This is a genomic window from Nocardia sp. PE-7 (assembly GCF_030486425.1).
GTDB lineage: Bacteria > Actinomycetota > Actinomycetes > Mycobacteriales > Mycobacteriaceae > Nocardia > Nocardia salmonicida_A.
The window spans coordinates 6,794,777-6,817,054 of the sequence record NZ_CP129614.1; the positions used below are offsets into that span (position 1 = coordinate 6,794,777).

The 22,278-nt window shown below is 68.8% G+C and carries 18 protein-coding genes and 1 pseudogene; 9 read left to right on the forward strand and 10 right to left on the reverse strand.

What is annotated here, in order from left to right:
* Nucleotides 1–4: 4 nt before the first annotated feature.
* The gene (locus QX204_RS31825) at nt 5–2,797 is read right to left on the reverse strand and encodes an FAD-binding and (Fe-S)-binding domain-containing protein (protein ID WP_301908182.1); all 2,793 of its coding nucleotides are present in this window, start codon (nt 2,795–2,797) and stop codon (nt 5–7) included.
* Nucleotides 2,798–3,036: 239 nt separating this feature from the next.
* On the opposite strand from QX204_RS31825, the gene QX204_RS31830 reads away from it, so the two are divergent.
* A complete protein-coding gene (locus tag QX204_RS31830) occupies nt 3,037–4,920 on the forward strand; it encodes an ABC transporter ATP-binding protein (RefSeq protein WP_301904145.1) in 1,884 nt (627 codons plus the stop codon).
* Nucleotides 4,921–4,941: 21 nt separating this feature from the next.
* On the opposite strand, the gene QX204_RS31835 is transcribed toward QX204_RS31830, so the two are convergent.
* Both QX204_RS31835 and QX204_RS31840 read right to left on the reverse strand, forming a co-directional pair.
* Nucleotides 4,942–5,937: an acrylyl-CoA reductase family protein gene (locus tag QX204_RS31835; RefSeq protein WP_301904146.1), complete on the reverse strand. Its 996-nt coding sequence runs from the start codon at nt 5,935–5,937 to the stop codon at nt 4,942–4,944.
* Between the two features lie 51 nt (nt 5,938–5,988).
* Entirely contained in the window at nt 5,989–7,056 is a 1,068-nt protein-coding gene (locus tag QX204_RS31840; RefSeq protein ID WP_301908183.1) for a DNA polymerase IV, read from the reverse strand.
* Nucleotides 7,057–7,160: 104 nt separating this feature from the next.
* Between QX204_RS31840 and QX204_RS31845 the strand changes: the two are divergent.
* Nucleotides 7,161–7,568: pseudogene (locus QX204_RS31845) on the forward strand (PaaI family thioesterase); the annotation flags it as partial.
* Between the two features lie 230 nt (nt 7,569–7,798).
* Here the strand turns inward: QX204_RS31845 and lon are convergent.
* On the reverse strand, nt 7,799–10,228 hold the full coding sequence (gene lon / locus QX204_RS31850) for an endopeptidase La (protein WP_301904147.1): 2,430 nt from the start codon (nt 10,226–10,228) through the stop codon (nt 7,799–7,801).
* A gap of 197 nt (nt 10,229–10,425) precedes the next feature.
* On the opposite strand from lon, the gene QX204_RS31855 reads away from it, so the two are divergent.
* From QX204_RS31855 to QX204_RS31865, 3 genes are read left to right on the forward strand one after another with little or no spacing between them, the layout of a single operon-like run.
* Entirely contained in the window at nt 10,426–10,923 is a 498-nt protein-coding gene (locus QX204_RS31855; RefSeq protein ID WP_301904148.1) for a pyridoxamine 5'-phosphate oxidase family protein, read from the forward strand.
* Nucleotides 10,924–10,973: 50 nt separating this feature from the next.
* Nucleotides 10,974–11,381, forward strand: coding sequence for a YciI family protein (locus QX204_RS31860; RefSeq protein WP_301904149.1), 408 nt, complete (start codon nt 10,974–10,976; stop codon nt 11,379–11,381).
* Nucleotides 11,378–12,517, forward strand: coding sequence for an RNA polymerase sigma factor (locus QX204_RS31865; protein WP_301904150.1), 1,140 nt, complete (start codon nt 11,378–11,380; stop codon nt 12,515–12,517). Before QX204_RS31860 ends, QX204_RS31865 begins: the two co-directional genes overlap by 4 nt.
* A 40-nt stretch (nt 12,518–12,557) precedes the next feature.
* Here QX204_RS31865 and QX204_RS31870 read toward each other — a convergent pair whose 3' ends face one another.
* Both QX204_RS31870 and QX204_RS31875 read right to left on the reverse strand, forming a co-directional pair.
* Nucleotides 12,558–13,325, reverse strand: coding sequence for a hypothetical protein (locus QX204_RS31870; RefSeq protein ID WP_301904152.1), 768 nt, complete (start codon nt 13,323–13,325; stop codon nt 12,558–12,560).
* Complete coding sequence (locus QX204_RS31875) at nt 13,322–14,611, reverse strand: hypothetical protein (RefSeq protein WP_301904154.1); 1,290 nt, start codon at nt 14,609–14,611, stop codon at nt 13,322–13,324. Before QX204_RS31875 ends, QX204_RS31870 begins: the two co-directional genes overlap by 4 nt.
* Nucleotides 14,612–14,780: 169 nt before the next feature.
* On the opposite strand from QX204_RS31875, the gene QX204_RS31880 reads away from it, so the two are divergent.
* From QX204_RS31880 to QX204_RS31890, 3 genes are read left to right on the forward strand one after another with little or no spacing between them, the layout of a single operon-like run.
* Complete coding sequence (locus QX204_RS31880; protein ID WP_301904155.1) at nt 14,781–15,071, forward strand: DUF6285 domain-containing protein; 291 nt, start codon at nt 14,781–14,783, stop codon at nt 15,069–15,071.
* The gene (locus QX204_RS31885) at nt 15,068–16,072 is read left to right on the forward strand and encodes a phosphotransferase family protein (protein WP_301904156.1); all 1,005 of its coding nucleotides are present in this window, start codon (nt 15,068–15,070) and stop codon (nt 16,070–16,072) included. The genes QX204_RS31880 and QX204_RS31885 overlap by 4 nt, the downstream gene beginning before the upstream one ends.
* 8 nt (nt 16,073–16,080) lie before the next feature.
* Nucleotides 16,081–17,343, forward strand: coding sequence for an acyl-CoA dehydrogenase family protein (locus QX204_RS31890; protein ID WP_301904157.1), 1,263 nt, complete (start codon nt 16,081–16,083; stop codon nt 17,341–17,343).
* Nucleotides 17,344–17,413: 70 nt separating this feature from the next.
* On the opposite strand, the gene QX204_RS31895 is transcribed toward QX204_RS31890, so the two are convergent.
* From QX204_RS31895 to QX204_RS31905, 3 genes are read right to left on the reverse strand one after another with little or no spacing between them, the layout of a single operon-like run.
* Nucleotides 17,414–18,490: a cell envelope lipid trafficking protein PgfA gene (locus QX204_RS31895; protein ID WP_301904158.1), complete on the reverse strand. Its 1,077-nt coding sequence runs from the start codon at nt 18,488–18,490 to the stop codon at nt 17,414–17,416.
* Nucleotides 18,487–18,657: a DUF2613 domain-containing protein gene (locus QX204_RS31900; RefSeq protein WP_082844323.1), complete on the reverse strand. Its 171-nt coding sequence runs from the start codon at nt 18,655–18,657 to the stop codon at nt 18,487–18,489. The genes QX204_RS31895 and QX204_RS31900 overlap by 4 nt, the downstream gene beginning before the upstream one ends.
* A gap of 30 nt (nt 18,658–18,687) precedes the next feature.
* Nucleotides 18,688–19,383: an Rv1157c family protein gene (locus QX204_RS31905; RefSeq protein ID WP_301904159.1), complete on the reverse strand. Its 696-nt coding sequence runs from the start codon at nt 19,381–19,383 to the stop codon at nt 18,688–18,690.
* Between the two features lie 167 nt (nt 19,384–19,550).
* On the opposite strand from QX204_RS31905, the gene QX204_RS31910 reads away from it, so the two are divergent.
* Nucleotides 19,551–20,168, forward strand: coding sequence for a TetR/AcrR family transcriptional regulator (locus tag QX204_RS31910; protein ID WP_301904161.1), 618 nt, complete (start codon nt 19,551–19,553; stop codon nt 20,166–20,168).
* Between the two features lie 317 nt (nt 20,169–20,485).
* On the opposite strand, the gene QX204_RS31915 is transcribed toward QX204_RS31910, so the two are convergent.
* Nucleotides 20,486–22,270, reverse strand: coding sequence for a serine/threonine-protein kinase (locus tag QX204_RS31915; protein ID WP_301904162.1), 1,785 nt, complete (start codon nt 22,268–22,270; stop codon nt 20,486–20,488).
* Nucleotides 22,271–22,278: the final 8 nt, after the last annotated feature.

The following is a 22,278-nucleotide window of genomic DNA, read 5'->3' on the forward strand; positions in this document are numbered from 1 at the left end:
GGGGTCAATCGATAGCCGGTCCAGTGGAGCGATCGAGCAGATACCTGGCCAGATGCAGGCCGGGGGTGTGCGCGAGTTGGTCGGCTTGGGTTCGGCACGAGAAGCCGTCGGCCAGGAAGACGGCATCCGACGGCGCGTTTCGCAGCGCCGGCAGCAAGGAGTTCTCGGCCACCGCCACCGAGACGTCGTAATGGCCGTTCTGCATGCCGAAATTGCCCGCCAGGCCGCAGCACCCGGCCAACTCCTGGACGGTGACGCCCATCACGGCGAGGATTCGGCGTTCGGCGCCGAAGCCACCGACCGCGTGCTGATGACAGTGCGGCTGGACCACGACGGTGTCCTGCGGCCGCCGGGGTGGTCGCCAGTCGGGGTGCGCGAGGAGGAATTCGGCAAGGGTTCGGACGGCGGCGGCGACCTGGTGCGCTCGGGGATCGTCGGGGAGTAGTTCGGGGAGGTCGGCGCGCAGGGTCGCGGTGCAGGAGGGTTCGAGGCCGATGATCAGACCGCCCGCCGCCGCGTGGTCGGCCAGTGCGTCGAGGGTGGCGCGCAATCGGGTGCGGGCCCCGTCGAGTTGGCCGGTGCTGATCCAGGTGAGGCCGCAGCAGACGCGCGCTTCCGGGATGCGGACGCGGTAGCCGAGTTGTTCGATCAGTTGTCTGGCGGCCAGCGCGTTCTCGGGGTCGAAACTGTCGGTGAAGGTGTCGATCCACAGCATCACTTCAGTAGTCGCCGGCTCGTCGGCACCCGTGGGACCCTTGTCGTCGGACCATCGGCGACGCAATGACTTCGAAGCCAGTCGTGGGGCTTCTCGCCGGGGATCGATGCCGGCCAGTCGCATGCCCGCCCGGCGGAGGCGGGGGCGGGCGGCGACGGCATTGGCCAGGCGCGGGAGGCGTTGGGCGATGACGAGCCAGCGTGGGAGTCGGCCGAGGACATAGTGATCCAGGGGGCGTAGGCGTCCTCGGTAGCGGCGGTACAGAGCCTCGGATTTGTAGGTGGCCATGTCGACGCCCGCGGGGCAGTCGGAGGCGCAGGCCTTACAGGACAGGCACAGGTCGAGGGATTCCTCGACTGCCGGTGCGCGCCAGTCGAGTTCGCCTCGGACCACCTCCTGGAGAACTCTGGCCCGTGCCCGCGTGGTGTCCTTCTCGTCGGCGGTGGCCAGATACGAGGGGCACATGAAGCCGCCGGAACCCCGAGTGTCCGCGCGGCACTTGCCGATTCCTACACATCTGTGCACAGCTGTGGATAAATCGCCGGAGTCGGTGGACAGGGCGAAACCGCGTGCTGGAACCGGTGCGAGCGCGGCTACTCGCAGGTCGGCGTCGACGGGGCTCGGGGCGACGAGGACACCGGGGTTGAGGATGTCGTCGGGGTCGAACAGGGACTTGAAGCCCGCGAAGGCGGCACGGGCGGCCGGTGAGTACATGACCTCGAGCAGTTCGGATCTGGCGCGGCCGTCGCCGTGCTCGCCCGACAGCGATCCGCCGTGCCGCACCACGAGTTCGGCGGCATCGAAGAGGAAGGTCCGGAATCGCCGGGGGGCGTCGGCGATCGGGAAGTCGAGACGGACGTGGATGCAGCCGTCGCCGATATGCCCGTACATCAGGCCGCTCACGTCGTATTCGGCGGTGAGCGTTGCGAATTCACGCAGATATGCCCCCAGATTCTCCGGCGGGACAGCCGCGTCTTCCCATCCGGGCCACGCCGGGTTCCCCTCGGGTGTTCTCCCTGCCAGACCGGCCCCGTCGGCACGGATACGCCAGAGTGCCGCCGCGGCAGCGGGATCGGTGACGATCCGGTGGTCATCGGCATTGCTCACCGCGCACAGTCGCCGGGCCGTAGCCAACGCCTCCGCCGGGCTCGCTCCCGCGGTTTCGACGAACAGCCATCCGCGACCTCGCGGCAACTCGGGCACCGTCCCGCGATGCGCGCGGACCACATCGACGAGTCCGGCATCGATACCCTCCACCGCGATCGGCGCGCACCCGGTCACCGCGGCGATATCGTCTGCGGCCGAGGCGATATCGGGATAGCCGAGCACGGTGAGCACGGTCGCGGCGGGCACCGGCGTGAGCGCGACCTCCGCTTCCAGGAGCAGTCCACAGGTTCCTTCGGAGCCGACGAACGCCTTCGCCGCCGACGAACCGCGTTCCGGCAGCAGATGTTCCAGGCCGTAGCCCGATGCCTGACGATCGAACCGTCCCAGTTCGGTGCGCAGCACAGCCAGATTGGCGGTGGTGAACTCCGCCAAGCCGGGCACCGCCGTCAAGTCGGCGCCGAGCGTTCGTCGCGCCCCCGCGCCATCGAGAACGCGCAGCTCGCGCACGGTATCGGAGGTGCGCCCCCAGGCCAGCGCGTGCGGTCCGCAGGCATTGTTGCCGATCATTCCGCCGAGGGTGCAGCGGTCCTGCGTGGACGGATCCGGCCCGAACCGCAACCCGTGCCGCCGCAGCCGCCGTTGCAGATCCGACAGCACCACCCCCGGCTGCACTCTCGCCGTGCGCGCCTCGACGTCGACCGCGCGCACCGCGTTCATGTGCCTGCTGAAATCCAGCACGATGCCGGGGCCGATGGCATTGCCCGCGACCGAGGTGCCCGCGCCGCGAGCGGTGACCGAGAGCCCGTTCTCGCGTGCGAAGTCCACCGTGGCGGCGACATCGTCCTCGGCGCGCGCGAACACCACCATGACGGGGCGGACGCGGTAGTTGGAGGCGTCGGACGAGTACTCGACGCGCCTGCGCACCGACGCGTCGACCGTGCAGTCGACTCGCGTGCGCAGGGCATCGGCCAGCATTTCCGCGCTCCGGTCGTCGTCCACCCGACCAGCCTATTCGGGTCGCCGGGCCACGGTTCCGGGCTCGGCCGTCGTGGGCGCGGCAGGCCGGTTCCAGATGGCCGAGGCGCGCTACGGTGACCGGTTTCGCTCTGCGCGCAATCCGCTGCCGACGGAAAGTATTTGCTGTCAACCTTTGTTGAGGTTTTAGTGTCAGAGGGCAGGAGTTCAATGGGTGGGGAGCCTCGAGGAGAGTGGCAGTGAGTATCGAATCAGTGGCCTACAGCCAGATGTACCGACGCGTGAACGCGCCGGAGGAAAAGCGCCCGTTCAGCATGGTGACGGCGCGGCGGATCGTGCGGTTCGCTGAACATCATCGGCGTCGGATCAGCGGGTTCCTGCTGCTCAGCGTGGTCGCTGCGGTGCTCGGAGTGGCCACCCCGGTGCTGGCGGGGCACGTTGTCAACGGGATCGTCGACGGTTCGGCGCCACGCACGGTGGTGCTGCTCGCGCTCGCTATCGCGGGGTTGGCGATCCTCGACGCGGGGCTCGGTATCGCTATCCGTTGGCTGTCGGCCCGGATCGGCGAGGGTCTGATCCTGGATCTGCGTACGGCGGTGTTCGATCACGTGCAGAAGATGCCCGTCGCGTTCTTCACCCGGACCCGTACCGGCGCGCTGGTGAGCAGGCTCAACAGCGATGTGATCGGCGCGCAGCGGGCCTTCAGCGACACCCTCTCCGGCGTTGTCACCAACCTGGTCACCCTGGTGCTCACCCTCGCCGTCATGCTCAGCATCTCCTGGCAGATCACGCTGCTCGCGCTCGTGCTGCTGCCCGTGTTCGTCATCCCGGCCCGGCGCGCCGGCGACAAGCTCGCCGGCATGCAGCGTGAAGCCGCCCAGCTCAACGCCGCCATGAGCACCCAGATGACCGAGCGTTTCTCCGCACCCGGCGCCACCCTGGTGAAGCTGTTCGGCAGGCCGACGCAGGAGTCGTCGGAGTTCGCGGAGCGCGCCACCCGGGTGCGCGACATCGGTGTGCGCACCGCCATGCTGCAGACCACCTTCGTCACCTCGCTCACGCTGGTCTCCGCGCTCGCGCTCGCTCTGGTCTACGGCCTCGGCGGCTGGTACGCGCTGACGGGCAGTCTCGACGCGGGCTCGGTCGTCGCGCTCTCGCTGCTGCTCACCCGCCTCTACACCCCGCTCACCGCGCTGGCCAGCGCCCGTCTGGAGATCATGTCGGCGCTGGTGAGTTTCGAGCGCGTCTTCGAGGTGCTCGACCTGAAGCCGCTGATCGAGGACGCCCCGCACGCCGCCCCGGTGCCCGACGGCCCGGTCGCGGTGGAACTGGACGCGGTGAACTTCGGTTACCCCTCGGCCGACAAGGTCTCGCTCGCTTCACTGGAAGACGTCGCGACCTTGGACAGCCGCGGCGGCGTCGAAGTGCTGCACGAGGTGTCGCTGCGCGCCGAACCCGGCCAGCTCATCGCCCTGGTCGGCTCCTCCGGCGCGGGCAAATCCACGATCGCCCAGCTGGTGTCACGTCTCTACGACGTCGACTCCGGCGCGGTCCGGCTCAACGGCTCCGACGTGCGCGACCTGACCACCGAATCCATCCAGCGCACCGTCGGCCTGGTCACCCAGGACGGCCACCTCTTCCACGACACCATCCGCGCGAACCTCCTGCTCGCCCGGCCGGAAGCCACCGAGGAACAACTGTGGGACGCCCTCGATCGCGCCCGCCTGCGCGACCTGGTCGACTCGCTCTCCGACGGTCTGGACACCGTGGTCGGCGAGCGCGGTTACCGCCTCTCCGGCGGCGAACGCCAACGCCTCACCATCGCCCGCCTGCTGCTCAAGCAACCACGGGTGGTGATCCTCGACGAGGCGACCGCCTCCCTCGACTCCACCTCCGAGGCAGCCGTTCAGGAGGCCCTCACCGAGGCCCTGATCGGCCGCACCGCCTTGGTCATCGCGCACCGTCTCTCCACGATCCGCGCGGCCGACCAGATCCTGGTCCTCGAAGACGGCCGCATCGTCGAACGAGGCACTCACGCCACCCTGCTCAACGCCGACGGCCGCTACGCCGAGCTCTACCGAACCCAGTTCGCCGACGACCCGGTGGCTCCGGCCGTCGTCTGAGCGCGCGGCTGGTCCGGAATCTCAGAACTCGTTGGCTACGCCGATGACGGTGCGGCCGGAGTGGGTACCGTCCTTGATCGACTGCAGGGCGGTGCCGACTTCGGTGATCGGGGTGAAGGACTCGATCGTCGAGAGGTGCTGCGGGCGAAGCTGTTTGCCCAGCGCGGTCCACAGGGCGCGGCGCTTCTCGATGGGCAGCTGGACCGAGTCGATGCCGAGCAGACTGACACCGCGCAGGATGAACGGGAGCACGGTGGTGGGAAGTTCGGCGCCGCCGGTGAGACCGCTCGCCGCGACCGCGCCGCCGTAGCCGATGGCGCTGAGCACATGGGCGAGCGAGGCGCCGCCGACGCTGTCGACGGCCGACGCCCAGTTGGCCTTGTTGAGCGGGCGCGGCTTGGCATCGGGGTCGAGGGGGAGTCGGCCGATCACCTCGTTGGCGCCGAGTTCGGCGAGCAGGTCGCTCGCGTCGGTCTTGCCGGTGGAGGCGATGACCTCGAAGCCGAGGCCGGAGAGGATGTCGACGGCGACGGTGCCGACACCGCCGGTCGCACCGGTGACCAGGACGGCGCCGTCGTCGGGGGTGAGCCCGTGGTCGAGCAGGGCCTGCACGCTCATGGCGGCGGTGAAGCCCGCAGTGCCGATGGTGGCGGCGTCACGGGTGTCGAGGCCCTCGAGCTTCACCACCCACTCGGCAGGCACCCTGGTGTATTCGGCGAACCCGCCGTTGCGGGAAACACCCAGTTCGTAGCCGTGCGCGATGACCTGGTCGCCGGGGGCGAAGTCCTCGGTGTCCGAGGAGACCACCTCGCCGGTGAGGTCGATGCCCGGCACGATCGGATAGTTGCGAACCACCCCGCCACGCGGCGTGATCGCCAGCAGATCCTTGTAATTCGCGCTCGAGTAATGGACCTTGATCGTCACGTCGCCGACGCCGAGGAAGTCGTCCCCCACCGTTTCGCGGGCGAGCACGATCCCACCGTCGGATTCACGGGCAACCATCGCTGAGAACTCCATCGCCCGAGCATACGAGTTCGCAGCCCCGATATGGAGAGACCGAGACGAAGGTCAGGGTGGGAGTAGTTCCAAGCGGACGCCGAGGAGGCGGACGGGGCGGTCCAGGTCGAAGCGGGCGATGATGGCCAGGGCGGTGTCGACGATGGTGGGGATGTCGTCGGTGGGGGTGGGGAGTTTTTGTTGTTTGCTGCGGGTGTAGAAGGTTTTGGTGCGGACGGTGACCGAGACTCGGGTGCTCGTTCGGTGGTGTTCGCGCATTTCCTCGGCGACTTCGGTGGCCAGGCGGGCTACCTCGCGGTGGATTTCCTCGGGGTCGGTGAGGTCGTGGGGGAAGGTTTCGGATTTGCTGCGGCCTACCGGGATGCGTGGGGTCGTCGAGAGTTCGGTGTCGCCTTTGCCGTGGCCGAGGACCCAGAGGTAGGGGCCGGTGCTCGGGCCGAATTCGGCGGCCAGGCGGGCGCGGTCGGCGGACATGAGGTCGGCGACCGTGGTGATGTCGAGCTCGGCCATGCGTTTGGCGATGCGGGCGCCGACGCCCCAGAGAGCGTCGGTGGGGCGGTGGCCCATGAGTTCGGTCCAGTTGGCGGCGGTCAGTTCGAAGATGCCCGCGGCGGCGCCCTCGTCGTGTTCGGGTTCGGCCGAGGTCTTGCCGGTGGATTTGGCGAAGCCGGTGGCGAGTTTCGCGGTGAGCTTGTTGTCGCCGATGCCGACCGCGCAGGTGAGCCCGAGTTCTACGACGGCGGTGCGGATTTCGGCGGCGAGCTGCCATGGATCGGCATCGGTGGCGACGAAGGCTTCGTCCATGCCCCAGACCTCGACGGCACCGGCCACCCGGCCGAGTGTCGCCATGATCTCCTCGGAGGCCACCTCGTAGGCGGCCATGTCGACCGGCAGGAAAACGCCCTCTGGGCACTTGCGCTGCGCCATCTTCAGCGCCATCCCAGCACGCACGCCGAAGGCCCTCGCGGGATAGGAAGCGCAGGTCACGACCTTGCGGGGCTGATCCGGATCGCCCTCACCACCGACGATGACGGGCTGACCGCGCAACTCAGGGCGACGCCGGAATTCCACCGCCGCCTGGAATTGGTCGAGATCGACATGCAGGAGCCACCGGGGCACGGTTCTGTCATACCCCATGGCACCGACAATCCGGCGTAACCGGGCGTGGCAATATCCGTAGCGCGCCAACCGATCACGACTGAGCTCGAAGAACGGAACACCCGATGCCGACCGAAGCCACCACCCTCGACCTCGACCTGGCGCGCCAGGTGCTCGCCGCGCAGCCTTTCGCCCGTCTGGTCGGCACCGAGCTCACCGAATTCGGTGATGGCGCGGCCACTCTCGTCATCGATATCCAGCCCGAACACGGTCAGCAGTTCGGCTTCGTGCACGGCGGCGTGCTCGCCTACGCCGCCGACAACGCCCTCACCTTCGCCGCGGGCACCGTCCTCGGCCCCAACGTCCTCACCGGCGGCTTCACCATCACCTACCTGCGACCCGCCCAGGGCGAACGGCTGCGGGTACACGCCACCGTCCTCGGCGCCACCCGCCGCCAGGCCGTGACCCACTGCGACGTGTACGCCGAAACCGAGGGCGAGGAACCCATCCTCTGCGCGGTCGCCCAGGGCACCACCCGCCGCGTCGAAAAGGACCTCGCCCCCTCCGCCGAGGAGGACGACGACGACGAATTCGACGACGATGTCGAGTTCGACGACGACCAGGACAACTACGACACCGACCAGCTGGCAGTGGTCATCGTCGACGGCCCGGTATTGCCGCCGACCGTCAGCCGCTAGCGGGGGGCGAACACGGCGAACGGGCCGTGCGCAGATGACTGCGCACGGCCCGTCGACGGTTCGGATCAGGCGCTGACGGCGAAGGTCTTGCCGTCGGCGGCGGGTTCGGCGATGGGTTCGATGGCGTAGGCCAGGATGTCTGCCACGTCGGCGACGGGGCGGACGTCCAGTGCGGCGAGCACCTCGGCCGGGACCTCGTCGAGGTCCGGTTCGTTGCGGGCGGGGATGAAGACGGTCTTCAAGCCGGCTCGCTGGGCGGCGAGGAGCTTCTGCTTCACGCCGCCGATGGGCAGGACGCTGCCGTTGAGGGTGACCTCGCCGGTCATGCCCACATCGCCGCGGACCGGGCGGCCGAGGGCCAGCGACACCAGGGCGGTGACCATGGTGACGCCCGCCGACGGGCCGTCCTTGGGGACAGCGCCCGCGGGGAAGTGGATGTGGATATTGCGATCGAGGACCTTGGGTTCGATGCCGATTTCCTCCAGGTGCGAGCGCACGTAGGTGAGGGCGATCTGGGCGGACTCCTTCATGACATCGCCGAGTTGGCCGGTGAGAGTGAGGGAGCGTTCGCCCTCGGCGCCGTTGGCCTCGATGTAGAGCACATCGCCGCCGGCCCCGGTCACCGCGAGGCCCGTCGCCACACCAGGGACCGAGGTGCGTTCCATCGAATCCGGGGTGAAGCGGGGGCGGCCGAGGTAGTCGGTCAGGTTGTCGATGTCGACGACCAGGGACGTCACCGCTCCAGCGGGCTGCGCACCGGATTCGAGGTCGATGACATTGTCGTAGCCGAGCGTCGGGTCGTAGCCGAGCGCGCGACCGGCCGCGTCACCGGTGACGAGGCGAGTTGCCGCCTTGCGCAGGGCTTTTGCCACCAACCGCTCCATCTGACGCACCCCGGCCTCGCGGGTGTAGTTCGCCGCGATCTCGCGCAGCGCCGCGTCGGTGATCAACACTTCCTGCGCGGTCAGCGCATTGCGTTCCAGCTGGCGGGGGACCAGGAAGTCGCGGGCGATGGCCACCTTGTCGGCCTCGGTGTAACCGTCGACGGTGATGAGCTCCATGCGGTCCAGCAGGGGACCGGGGATGGTGTCCATGACATTGGCGGTCGCGATGAACAGGATGTTCGACAGGTCGAGGTCCAGGTCCAGGTAGTGATCGCGGAAGGTGTGGTTCTGCGCGGGGTCGAGGACCTCGAGCAGAGCCGCCGCCGGATCACCACGGAAGTCGGAGCCGACCTTGTCGATCTCGTCCAGCAGGACAACGGGATTCATCGAACCCGCCTCCTTCACCGCCCGCACGATCCGGCCGGGCAGCGCGCCGACGTAGGTGCGACGGTGACCACGGATCTCGGCTTCGTCGCGCACACCGCCGAGGGCGACGCGAACGAACTTGCGGCCCAGGGCCTTCGCGACCGACTCGCCCAGCGAGGTCTTACCGACACCGGGCGGACCGACCAGCACGAGCACCGCGCCGGAACCACGTCCACCGACCACCTCGAGACCACGAGCGGCGCGCCGCGAACGCACCGCCAGGTACTCGACCATGCGGTCCTTGACCTCTTCGAGGCCGTGGTGATCGGCGTCGAGCACCGCGCGGGCGGCCGAAACATCGGTGCTGTCCTCGGTTTTCACCGTCCACGGCAGTTCGAGCACGGTGTCGAGCCAGGTGCGGATCCAGCCCGATTCCGGGCTCTGGTCGCTGGCGCGCTCCAACCGGCCGACCTCGCGCAGCGCCTCGGCGCGCACGTTCTCGGGCAGGTCGGCGTTCTCGACGCGAGTGCGGTAGTCGTCGGCGCCGTCGGGTTCGTCCTCGCCGAGTTCCTTGCGGATGGCGTTGAGCTGCTGGCGCAGCAGGAACTCGCGCTGACTCTTCTCCATGCCGTCGCGGACGTCCTCGGAGATCTTGTCGGTGACCTCGACCTCGGCGATGTGGTCTTTGATCCAGTCGATCTGCTTGGTCAGCCGCACCGTGACATCGGGCGTCTCGAGCAACTCGCGCTTCTGGTCATCGGACAGGTACGGCGCGTAGCCCGCGGTGTCGGCGATGGCGTCGGCATCGTCGAGCTGGTTGACGATGTCGATGATCTGCCAGGCCTCACGCCGCTGGAGCACGGCGACGACCAGCTTCTTGTACTCGGCGGCGAGCGCGGTGGTGTGTTCGTCGGGCTCGGCCGCCTCGACGAGTTCGGCCTCCACCCACAGTGCGGCACCCGGCCCGGTGACCCCGTGCCCGATCCGCGCCCTGCGCTCGGCCTTCAACACGGCCGCGGGCGCGCCGCCGCGCATCCGGCCGACCTGTTCGATGGTGGCGACGACGCCGTAGGACGCGTACCCCTCGTCCAGACGCGGTGCGACCAGCACCGAGCCGGTTTTGGCGGCCTGCGCCGCATCGATGGCGGCCTGCGCGGATTCGTCCAGTTCGATGGGCACGACCATGCCCGGCAGCACGATCGGATCGGTCAGGAACAGCACCGGCAGGTTCTGAGCTGAAGTCATGTCGACCCTTCCAAAGTTGAGCTTTGCTGACTCAACATGACCCCCCGGTGGTTTGTTCCTGCAGGTGGCGCCGTTCACTCACGGCGAAAAAGTTCTCCGAAATTCTTTCGCCGGGGATGTCGAGAACGCGCGGGCGGCTCCGTCCCAGGGGTACGAGCAGCCGAACGGGCCTCGACGACATCGAAGGAGCGACCGCCATGGAACAGCACGAGATCACCGAGATCCTGAACCGCCCGTACAGCCGGGAACTGCTGGCCCGCGACCTGCTCCGGATGGCCTACGTGGCCAAGGACGGCACGCCGCGCAATGTGCCGGTCGGTTTCGCCTGGAACGGCGCGGAGATCGTCGTCTGCACGTCGACGAACGCACCGAAGCTGCCTTCGCTGCGACACAACCCCGCGGTCGCGCTGACGATCGACACCGAGGTGCACCCGCCGAAGATGCTGCTGATCCGCGGGCAGGCGGAGCTGGACGTGGTGGACGGGATCCCGGCGGAATACCTGGAGATGAACGGCAGCTACGAGATGACCGCCGAGCAGCGCGTCGAGTGGGAGGCCGAGGTCCATTCGCTCTACGAGGGCATGGTCCGGATCGTCATCACGCCGACCTGGGTCAAGCTCATCGACTTCGAGACCACGCTGCCGTCCGCGGTCGAGGAACTCATCGGGCAGCGGGCCGAACGGCAGAACGCCTGAAACCGACCTGTCCCGGCCAGAATGGGCCGAAACGAATCGAGGAGAACACCATGGCCAAGTACCTGCTGCTCAAGCACTACCGCGGCGCTCCCGCACCGGTGAACGACGTGCCGATGGATCGGTGGACGCCGGAGGAGGTGACCGCTCATGTCCGGTACATGGAGGATTTCGCCGCACGGCTGCGATCGACCGGCGAATACGTCGACAGTCAGGCGCTGACCACGCAGGGCACCTTCGTCCGTTCCGACGGTGAGGGGCGCCCACCGGTCACCGACGGGCCGTTCGCGGAGACCAAGGACCTGATCGCGGGCTGGATGATCATCGACGTCGACACCTATGACCGGGCCCTCGAACTGGCCGGTGAGCTGTCGGCTGCGCCGGGCGCGGGCGGGAAGCCGGTCCAGGAGTGGCTCGAACTGCGGCCGTTCTACGCGGAATTGCCCACGGTGACCGAATGAACGAAGCGCTGGTGCGCGAACTCGTCCCCGCGGTGATCGGGATCCTCGTCCGCCGCGGGGCCGAGTTCGCCGCTGCCGAGGACGCGGTACAGGAGGCGCTGATCCGGGCGCTGGAAGCCTGGCCCGACGATCCACCGCGCGATCCGAAAGGCTGGCTCGTCGCCGTCGCCTGGCGAAAGTTCATCGATGCGACACGAGCCGAAACATCGCGGCGGGGGCGGGAATTCGCCGTCGATGCCGAGCCGGAAGCCGGACCCGTGCCCGCCACGGACGACACGTTGTGGCTGTATTTCCTGTGCGCGCACCCTTCGCTGTCTCCCGGCTCGGCCGTCGCGTTGACCTTGCGCGCGGTCGGCGGCCTGACGACTCGACAGATCGCGACGGCCTATCTCGTACCGGAATCCACTATGGCGCAACGGATCAGCCGGGCTAAGAAGCGGATTGCCGGCCTACCGCTCGACCGTCCCAGCGATCCGGCGACCGTGCTGCGCGTGCTCTACCTCGTCTTCAACGAGGGCTACAGCGGCGACGTCGATCTGGCGGCCGAAGCCATCCGGCTCACCCGCCAGCTCGCCGCCTCGACCGACGAACCCGAGGTCTCGGGACTGCTCGCACTGATGCTGCTGCACCACGCTCGCCGGGCGTCACGCACCGAAGGCTCCCGCCTGGTGCCGCTCGCGGAGCAGGACCGAACACGCTGGGACACAAGATTTATCGCCGAAGGGGTGACCATTCTGCAGGCCGCCTTGGCCCGTGACCGGCTGGGCGAATACCAGGCCCAAGCCGCGATCGCCGCCCTGCACGCCGATGCCCCCAGCACCGCCGAAACCGACTGGGTACAGATCGTGGAGTGGTACGACGAACTGCTCCTCCTCACCGACAGCCCGGTGGTGCGCCTGAACCGCGCGGTCGCGCTCGGCGAGGCCGACGGACCCCGAGCGGGCCTGGCCGCACTGGCCGACCTCGACCCGGAACTGCCGCGCTACAACGCATCCCGCGCCTACCTGCTCGAACGGGCGGGCGACCTCGCGCAGGCCGCCACCCTGTATTCCGAGGCCGCACACGCCGCGACCACCGTGCCCGAGCGCGATCACCTCACCCGCGAGGCCGCCCGGGTTCGGCAGCTGCTGTCCTGAGAACCCGTCGGGTAGCCGACCATCAGACCGAGATCCAACGCTAAGTGGACCGCGGCAGCCGATCGTCCGCGACCAAATAGGTGATGCCGAGATCACGCAGGACGATGCCGGGCTCGCTCGCGTGCACCGGACCGATCGCCTTCACCAGATCCACCGACGTCAGATGATCGGCCGGGTGGACGCCGTCGGTGGGATGGAAATCGACTGTGGCCGTGGCAGTTCCCGCTGCGGTGGTGGTGACGAGGCGATAGCGCAGCGGCACGGCGCCGGTGCCTCGGGTGCGGATCGATCGGTAGGTGATCCGGTCACCCAAGGTGTAGACCGCACCGTCTTGTTCGGGAGTATCGGCGCGTGCGCCGGTGAAGGCGGCGTCTTCCAGTACGCGCAGACCGGAGAAGTAGTAACCGGGCACCATCTCGTCCGGCACCGTGTTCCACGGATACACGCCGTCGTCGGGTAGCTCGAGCTCCTCGATCAGTTCGATGCTGGTGATCTCCCGCGTCGCCGCGGCGAGCGAGCGGGTGAGCCGGGCCGCGACCGCCGACTGGAAGCCGCCGGTGGCGTGCAGCGTGGACGATCCGGTGCGGCAGGCATCCCGCACCTCGTCCAGGGGGAGTGCTTCGAGGGGCAGCGCGGTCACCACGTCGCGGCCCGCGCCGAGGTGGGCGACTACCGCGTCGACGTCGGCGGTCAGGTGGACAACCACCGCGGCCGAGGACGGCGGCGCGACAGCGATATCGGGGTGTGCGGCGATCCGGTCGGCGAGCGGCCCGTCGCCGAGCACCGCGACCGGAAGCGGGGAGGTCATGCTGTCTCCAGACGGTATCGAGGGCTCAGATCGGGCGTCGCGACACCAGCGGGCGCCGCGCACAGTTCCGGGATGACGTCGAGCATCGCCTTGACCGAGATGTCGGTGACCGCGGACCAATCGCCCTCGTACGACTCGTCGTCGAGTTCGTTGCGCATCTCGATCCGGGCGGGGCTGCCGTCCAGCGTGATCACATGCCCGCCGGCCAGGCTGTGCGGATGATCCGGCCCGAGGTGGGCGTTGCCCGGACCGACGTGCCAGCATTCGGCATTGGTCATGAACAACCGGTCGCCGAGGTAGCCGCGGTAGCTCATGTGGATGGCGCCGACCGTGCCCGGCTCGATCACACTGCCACCTGCCCGCACCCGGGTCCGCGCCGGCACCGGATAGACATGCCGTTCCACCCGCACGTCCTCGGCGCGGGCGCCGAACAGCGTGTGCGCGACGTTGGCGAGCACCGCGTCGAAGTAGAAATGCTGCATGAGCGCGATGGCGTGGTTGGAGTCGACCGCGCTCAGCGGCATCCCGAAACCGAGGCTGGCCAGCCCGCCCCACATGCCGTCCGGCGCGGCCGAAAGATCGCCGACCTCCAGGAATTTCACCTCGCGCACCTCGTCGAGCAGCCCGGCCAGGCGTAGCAGCAGTTGTTCCACCATGAGTCCGGGGTGCAGGCCCGTGCCGTGCAGCGATACCCCGCCCCGCAGGCAGGCGGCCTGAAGTCGCTCGCCGGTGGCCCGGCGGGGGATCGCCCGGTCCACCACCGGCGCGGCCAGCCGCTCCAGGACCGGTCCGGTGAATCGGAGCGGGGCCGAATCCGCCACGCGCATCAGTGTTTTCAGCGCCGACAGGGCCTTGGGCAACTGCGGGCCGAAGGCGCCTCCGGTCACCCGCATCTGCGCGACAGTGCGCAATACCTCCAGCGGCGAACGCGATTCGGACAGCCAGGTGGGCATGGCGGGATTGTGATAGGACGCCGCGGACACCACGTTCTTGCCGGACTCGAGCAGGTCGAGCACATCGGCGTCGGCGCCCTGCACCAGGGCAGGTGTCGTCGGCGTGTGCACGACGCAATCCGCTTTCAGCGCAAGGATTTCCGCCTTGGACGTAGTCGCCTTGATGCCCACCGGCGCCAGCCCGGCCAGCTCGCCGATGTCCTTGCCGTGCTTGTGCGGGCTGAACACCTTGACCCCGACGACCTCGAAGTCGGGGGAGGCCAGCGCTGTGCGCAGTGCCCGCCCACCCATGTCGCCGGGGCCCCAGATGATCAGCCGATACGGACGTGTCACAACCGCCTCCTTGCCGTTGGCGATATGTCTAACACGCCGAGGCGTGAGATACATGGGCTTTGATTCTCTTATTGTCTCGTCGCATGATCTGCCGTAGCTTCCCCCTCGAGTCAATACGCTGATTTCTTCGAAGTTCTCTCACGATGGCGACAGCGCCAGAGGTGTCACTGTGCAGAATCAACCACCCGCAGCCGAGCTGCTGGAGTCCCTGGCCGAACTACTCGAGAGCACATTGCTGCCGGCCTTGCCACCCGCTCTGCAGCACCGTGCGCGGGTGGGGGCGAATCTGGCCAGGATCGTGCGGCGCGAGATCGATCTCGCGCCGGCGGCGACGCGACACGAACACGAACTACTGGGCGCGGCCGACGACGAGCGCGCCTTGTGGCAGGCACTCGTCGAGGTGGTGCGCGCCGATCTGGCGATCGCCAAACCCGGTTACGACAGCTGGGAGGGGGAATGAGCACCGATCTCGCCGCAGGGCTGGCCGAGTTCCTGACCCGGACCTGGGCCGCGCCCACTCGAGTAGACGAGCTGGAGTACCTCTCGGCAGGCGCGCGCCGACGCAACGTCGGCTTCACCGCGCACGTCGAGGGGGAGCGCGCTCGCAAGCTGGTCGCCACGCTCGTGCCTGCGGCCGTGCAGATCATGCCGGTCGAGGACGAGGCGGCGGTGCGCGAGCTGGCGCGCACGCACGGAGTGGCGGGGCCCGCGGTGGTGGCGGTATGCGCGGATCCGGCCGTGGTGGGCGAGCCGTTCGTCGTCAGCGACCACGTGGCCGGGGAGACCGTCCCGCGCAGGGTCTTGCGCCTCATCGCCGCCGCGGACAACGCCGAGACGGTGGCCCGTGAGTGGGGCGAGGCGATGGGCAGGCTGCACGCCATCGATCCGGCCGCCGCTCCGCGCACCGTGCCCGCCGCGGGCGCCGATCCGGCCGCCGCCCTCTTCGCCGCGGCCGAGGCGGACGTGCGTGCGCTGCTCGGCGACCGGCCGGTGTTCACGCTGGCGCTGCGCTGGCTCGAACGGCGACTCCCCGGCCCGCCGCCGCGCACCGCGCTGCTGCATACCGACCTGCGCAACGGCAATATCGTCGTCGCCGCGGACGGTTTGCGGGCCGTGCTGGACTGGGAGGGCGCTCAGCGTTTCGGCGACCCGATGCGTGACGTGGCCTGGCCCGCGTTGCGGATGTGGCGCTTCGGTGCGGACGGACGGGAATTCGGCGGTTTCGCCGACCGCGCGAGCTTCCTGCGCGGCTATCAGGCCGCGGGCGGTGACTTCGATCTCGACAGATTCCGCTGGTGGAAGGTGATGGGCACGCTGGCCTGGGGCGTCGGCCTGGCCGCCCAGGCCGCCGCGCATGTCGACGGCAGCGTGCGCGACATCGTCATGGCCGCCAGCGGACGTCGTGTTTCGGAAATCGAGTGGGACCTGCTCATGCAGATTCGCCCCGAGGCGAAAGTTTAGGAGAGACAGTGGATTTCGAACTGCCCGAAGAGCTGGCCGAATATCTGACCGAGCTGGATGCTTTCATCGAGGCCGAGATCATCCCGCTCGAGCAGCAGGCCGACAATATTCGTTTCTTCGACCACCGCCGTGAGGACGCCCGCACCGACTGGGACCGTGGCGGCCTGCCGACCGCCGAGTGGGAGCAATTGCTGGCCGAAGCGCGTCGTCGCGCCGATGCCGCGGGCCACTACCGCTATGCCTTTCCGCGCGAGTTCGGCGGGCGCGACGGCACCAATCTCGGCATGGCCGTGATTCGCGAGCACCTGGCCGGGCGAGGGCTCGGTCTGCATTGCGACCTGCAGAACGAGCACGCCATCGTCGCCAACAACGTGGGCCTGCTGCTGATGCTCGAGTACGGCAGCCCGGCCCAGCGAGCCCAGTGGGTGGACGGGCTGGCCGCGGGCACCATGTTCTTCGCCTTCGGCATCACCGAGCCCGATCACGGTTCCGACGCCACCCACATGGCGACCACCGCTGTCCGGGCGGGCGACGACTGGATCATCAACGGGGCCAAGACCTGGAACACCGGGGTCCACATCGCCGACGCCGATCTGATCTTCGCCCGCACTGCGGGCCGACCCGGCGACGGACACGGCATCACCGCATTCCTGGTGCCGACAGACGCGCCCGGCTTCCGGGTCGAGGAGTACCTCTGGACCTTCAACATGCCCACCGACCACGCGCGCGTCTCGCTGACCGAGGTGCGGGTCCCGAGTTCGGCGATCTTCGGGCAGGAGGGTCTCGGGCTCGGCGTCGTCCAGCACTTCTTCAACGAGAACCGGATCCGCCAAGCGGCCTCCAGTCTCGGTGCGGCGCAGTACTGCATCGACCAGTCCGTCGCCTACGCCAAGGAGCGCAAGCCTTTCGGCAAGCCGCTGGCGGTCAACCAGGCCATCCAATTCCCACTGGTGGAACTGCACACCCAGTGCGAGATGCTGCGCGCGCTCATCCACAAGACCGCCTGGTCGATGGACACCTACGGCACTTTCGCTGCCTCCGAACAGGTTTCGATGTGCAACTACTGGGCCAACCGGCTGTGCTGTGAAGCCGCCGACCGGGCCATGCAGGTGCACGGTGGTCTCGGCTACTCGCGGCACAAGCCGTTCGAGCACATCTATCGGCACCATCGGCGCTATCGGATCACCGAGGGTGCGGAGGAGATCCAGATGCGGCGGGTGGCCGGATATCTGTTCGGGTTCATGGACCGATCCGCCGTCAAAGGGGTGTGAGCCCCCAGCAAACGACCTCGGCCTCCCCGGGTTGAGGACCGGGGAGGCCGAGGGCGTTGGGACAGGCGGTCTAGAGGTTCGAGGGACGAATCCGCTCGGTCGGCGGGTCGATCGTGCGGCGGGAGTTGGAGCCGCCGCTGCTGAGGAAGCCGAGGACAGCTCCCGCGATCAGGGCGATGGCGCCGACGATGCCCAGGATGATCGGCAGGGTCTTGCCGAACAGGTCGAGCTTGTCGAGGCTCTCCTGGGTGACGGCCATCTGGGCCTCGATGGTCTCCTCGTCGAAGACGAGGTGCGACTTCAGCACCGAGACGTCGACCTGGCCGGCGCTACGGCCGTAGTACATGTGGATCTTCTCGCCACCCTTGAGGACCGCGCCGGTCCTCGGCTCCACCCACACGTCGCGGGTGTTGGTGTAGAAGCGGGTCATGGTGACCGGCTCGGTGCCCTCGAGGCCCCACTTGGCGGCGGGCAAGGCGAGCTGGTGGGAGGGGTGCTTGACGACATCCCACATGTTCGTGACCGGGATGTCCTGGCGGAAGTGGTAGACCGGCACGCCGTTGATCTCCGACTCCTCGATGAAGTCGATGTCGTAGGTGGCGCGGGCGTTGAGGTCGAAGTACGGGTACGACTTCTTCTCGGTGCCGATCGGGAAGCGGTACTGCAGGCCGCGGCGCTGCTGCTCGACGGGGATCGCGGCGCCCGACTTGGGGTCGGCGGCGACGGCGATCGAACCGTTGGGCGAGGCGTCGATCGGCGCGCCGGTGACGCGGTCGAGGGTGACGCGGTCGACCGAGGCGGTGAGCAGGCCTTCCTTGGGGTCCCGGTCGTCACGACGCAGGGTCTGACCGGCCTGGACGGTCATCTCGTCGGCGTCCGAGGGCTCCTCGACGGTCAGGAAGCGCTGCGAGACGAGCGGCACGTTGGTGTTCACCGTGGCCGCGCCCTCGGTCGCGGTGAGCGACTTCGAGTCCAGCACGAGGCTTTCCTCGCCGGGCACGCTCTTGGCGACCGTGGTGATGCGCAGATCGAGCGGGGTCTTGGCGACCTTGTCGACCGTGTAGGTGGGGATCATGACGGCGGCCGCGAGCAGCAGCGCGCCGAGACCGACGAGGATGCAGGCGATGAGCCTGCGTACGTTGCTCATCGCGAGCCGTACTGCACGTTGCCGAGCAGCGACGAGCCCGGATCACCGGACTCCTCGGGCGCCGGGATCGAATTCTGTTGCGCGCCCGCGGTGATGCCGAGAACGGCAATCACCCCGATGACCGCGCCGGCCAGGCCGCTGACCAGGCCGGGGACGACAAACTTCATAAATCGAACTCCAATTGCGTGGTGCGAGACTCAGCCGACGGAGAAGAAACCGAGGGTCGGGGCGAACGAGCAGGTGCGGTCACCATCGGCGGTGGCCGTGGTGAGCGATCCGGTGATCACTGCCGCCACCCGGCCGGGACCGGTGTCGGCGATAGCGGTGAGAGTGGCCGGGCCGTCGGCGTTGATGCCGGCCTCGGTGGTGAGCGGCTGGGTGCCGGTGCGACGGTTGTCGAGGTTGACCCACTGCACCGTCATCGGCGGATTCTGCACGACCGTGGCGGTCTTGGTGCCGAGCGCGGTGAAGACGAAGCCGGTCTGGCCCGCGGCCGGTCCGGGCGGCGGCAGCTCGGCGGGACCGGGGACGGCCAGCGCGGTGCCGACGGAATCCGACGTCGGGCCGATGCAGCCCTTGCCGATGGTGGGGTAGAGGAACTGCGCGATGCGCGGACCGTCCGAAGGCGGCAGTTCGGGACCGCCGCCGCCGCTACCGTCGAGGAAGGTGATGACTCTTTCGAGAGTGGCCTTGACCTGCGCGGGGATGCCGGGCGTGGCCAACAGCACGCGGGCCTGGGCCAGAATCGCGGCCTGCCCGCCGTCGGCGATGGGGCCGGGGGCGGAGATCGCGCCTACGATCGTCGGTGCCAGCGCGGCGAGAGTCTCGGAGGGGACGTTCTCCGCGATGGCAGGGACGCTGGGCTGTGTCGCGGCGGACTGCGGGGCAGCCATCGTCGGCGTGGGTGCCACGAGTGCCGCACCCGCCGCTAGTACGAGGGCGGACAATGCGGTCCGCGATGCTCGGGTGCTCAGCACTGGTCGGCCGTCCTTTGTTCGGTGGATAGATGAAGCGACCCGGAAAGGTCAGTGTTATTCCGGGTTTCAGATACTTTGGAGAGGTGACTACAGCGGACAGGCGGTATGGGGGTCGTACGGTCGTCGCGCGTAAAGCCGAACGACGACTGCGATTCCTGGAAGCAGCGACGCGAATTTTCGCGGAACGCGGGTACGCCACGTGCTCGCTCGCCGAGGTGTGCGCGGCGGCCGGGCTGTCCAAGCGGCAGTTCTACGAGGAGTTCGAGACCCGCGAAGACGTCCTGGTGGCGGCCTACGACCGGATCCAGGACGACGCGGCGGCCGCGGTGGGCGCCGCGCTGGTCGCGCTCGGTTCCACCGATCCGAAGCTCGCGCTGCGGGCCGGTTTCGGCGCGTACCTGGAGTCGCTCGGCTCCGACCCGTATCGCGCGCAGGTGGCGGTGATCGAGGTGGTCGGGGTGAGCGATCGGATGGAGACCCATCGCCGGACCCGCAGACACGCCTGGTCGGCACTGATCGAGGGGGCGCTGGTCCAGGTCGGCGTGCGATTGCGTGGCGATGCCGAGCTGACCACCGCGCTGATCACCGGGGCGGTCACGGGCGTGGCGCACGAGTGGTTGCTGCGCGAGACGCGCCCGCCCGTCGACGAGCTGGTCGATTTGCTCACCGGCGCGGCCCTGGCACTGGTCACCTTCGACTGACATCAGGGCAGCCGTCGGGACGGTGGCAACTTCGCTCACCTGCCGCCTGCTCAATCGACTCCCTTTCCAGACATTGTGAGACCGACTGGCTTCACAGTGTGGGCGAGAGTTTGACATATTAGTGACCCAGATCGCAATGCCAGAATTTCTGAGACCGGTGTCACCTGGGGCGATGCGATGACGGCAGCCATCGCTCAGCACCCCGTGTACGGCCCGGCGCGAGCGATTACTCCTGGACAAATGACCGGCTGCGTCCGTGCGGTGGCGGCCGTGGGCAATCCAGCGGCAACCTGTTCCAGTTCGGTGGGGGTGCATCGTCAGCCTTTGCGGAGGGAGCCGGCGATGGTGCCGCCGAGGTAGCCGGGTGTTCGGTAGGCGAGCGTGCCGTCGGATTGCAGGGTGACCGTCGAGATGGCGCCCTGGTCCATGCAGCCGCTCCCCGCGGTGAGCCTGGCGCGGAAGGTGAGCCGGTCGGCGGTGGCCTCGGTGAGGGTTTCCGCGCGGGCGCAGCGGTCGTGGGAGAGCGTGCCGGTATTGGCGGAGGTGGCCAGTTCCGCACCGACGGCGCCCGCGCCGATGGTGAGTTCGATGTCGAACTGGACAGGGCCGTCGGCGGCGCGGCCCTTCCAGGTGCCGACGAATTCGGTCGGGACGGTGGTCGTGCCCGATTCGGTGGCGGTCGAACCGGGTGGAGCGGTGGTCGGGTCGACGCCGGTGGGGGTCTCGGCGAGCGCGGTGCTGGTTCCGGTGCCGCCGGTGGGCTGAGCGTTCAGTTGGGTGCCGATCAGATAGGCGCCGACCGCGACCGCCGCCGCGACTGCCGCGGAGGCGGCGATCAGCAGAGTCCGGGTTCGTCGCGACGCGGTAGCGCGGGGTGGCGCGGGCGGTGGGCGGCCGGTGAACGTGTCGGCGGACTTGTGCGCGGCCACATAGGGCGGCGGCGTGAATGCGCTGCCCATCGGCGCGGCATGCGGTCCCGAGTGCGCGGCAGATTGCCGGGACGCCTCGTTGTGACCCGGGGCGTATCCGCCGGACCGGGGATAGGGAGTCGGCGCCGGTCCGCCGGTGGCGATTCGCCCGTACGGTCCCGAGGAGCCGGTCGGAGAGGTCTGGGTCGGGCTCGCTGTCGGCAGGTTCGGGGTCGAGGTAGCCCCCGACCAACTCGGTGAGGAGGTCGCGCCGGCTTCGGAATGTGGTGCGCCGGGCGGATCGGCGGGGCCGTGATCCAGGTCGAGAAGCCGAACAGCGGCCGTACTGATATGCGCGACTACTTGTGACGGTAGCCAACCGGCGCGTTCGGGAGTGCCGATGCGGGCCAGCTCCGAAAGGACCTGTTCCGGTGTCGGTCTGGCGGCGGGATCCTTGGCCAGACAGGACGAGACGAGCGGTCGCAGGGCCGGAGGTAGGGCCTCGATGCGGGGTTCCTCGTAGACGATCCGCCACAGCATCTGCATCACCTCGGCGGTGCCGAAGGGGCCGTGGCCCGCGGCGGCGAAGGTGAGGACGCCGCCGAGCGCGAAGACATCGCACGCGGGACTGAGGGTTTCGCCGCTCACCTGCTCCGGGCACATGAAACCCGGTGAGCCGAGGAACTTTCCGGTCGTGGTGAGGGCCGAATCCGCGATCACCCTGGCGATACCGAAATCGATCACCTTGGGTCCGTCGATCGCGAGCATCACGTTCGACGGTTTCAGGTCGCGGTGCACGATGCCCGCCGCGTGCACCGCGACGAGCGCTTCGGCGAGCCCGTGCGCCAGCGCCAGCAACGCGGGCTCGGCGAACGGCCCGAACTGGGTGACCGCATCCGTCAACGAGATCCCGGCGACGTAGCCGGTGGCCAGCCACGGCGCCTCGGCGTCGACATCGGCGTCGAGAACCGGTGCGGTGAAAGCGCCGCCGACGCGCTGGGCGGCCGCGACCTCCCGACGGAACCTCGCGCGGAACTCCTGATCGATCAGGTCCGGTCGGATCACCTTCACCGCGACGGTGCGCCCACCCGGATTCCGGCCCAGATACACCTTGCCCATGCCCCCGGCACCGAGCACGCCCAGCAGTCGGTAGTCGCCGATCCGCCGAGGATCGTTCGGGTCGAGCGGTTGCATCGCGGGTG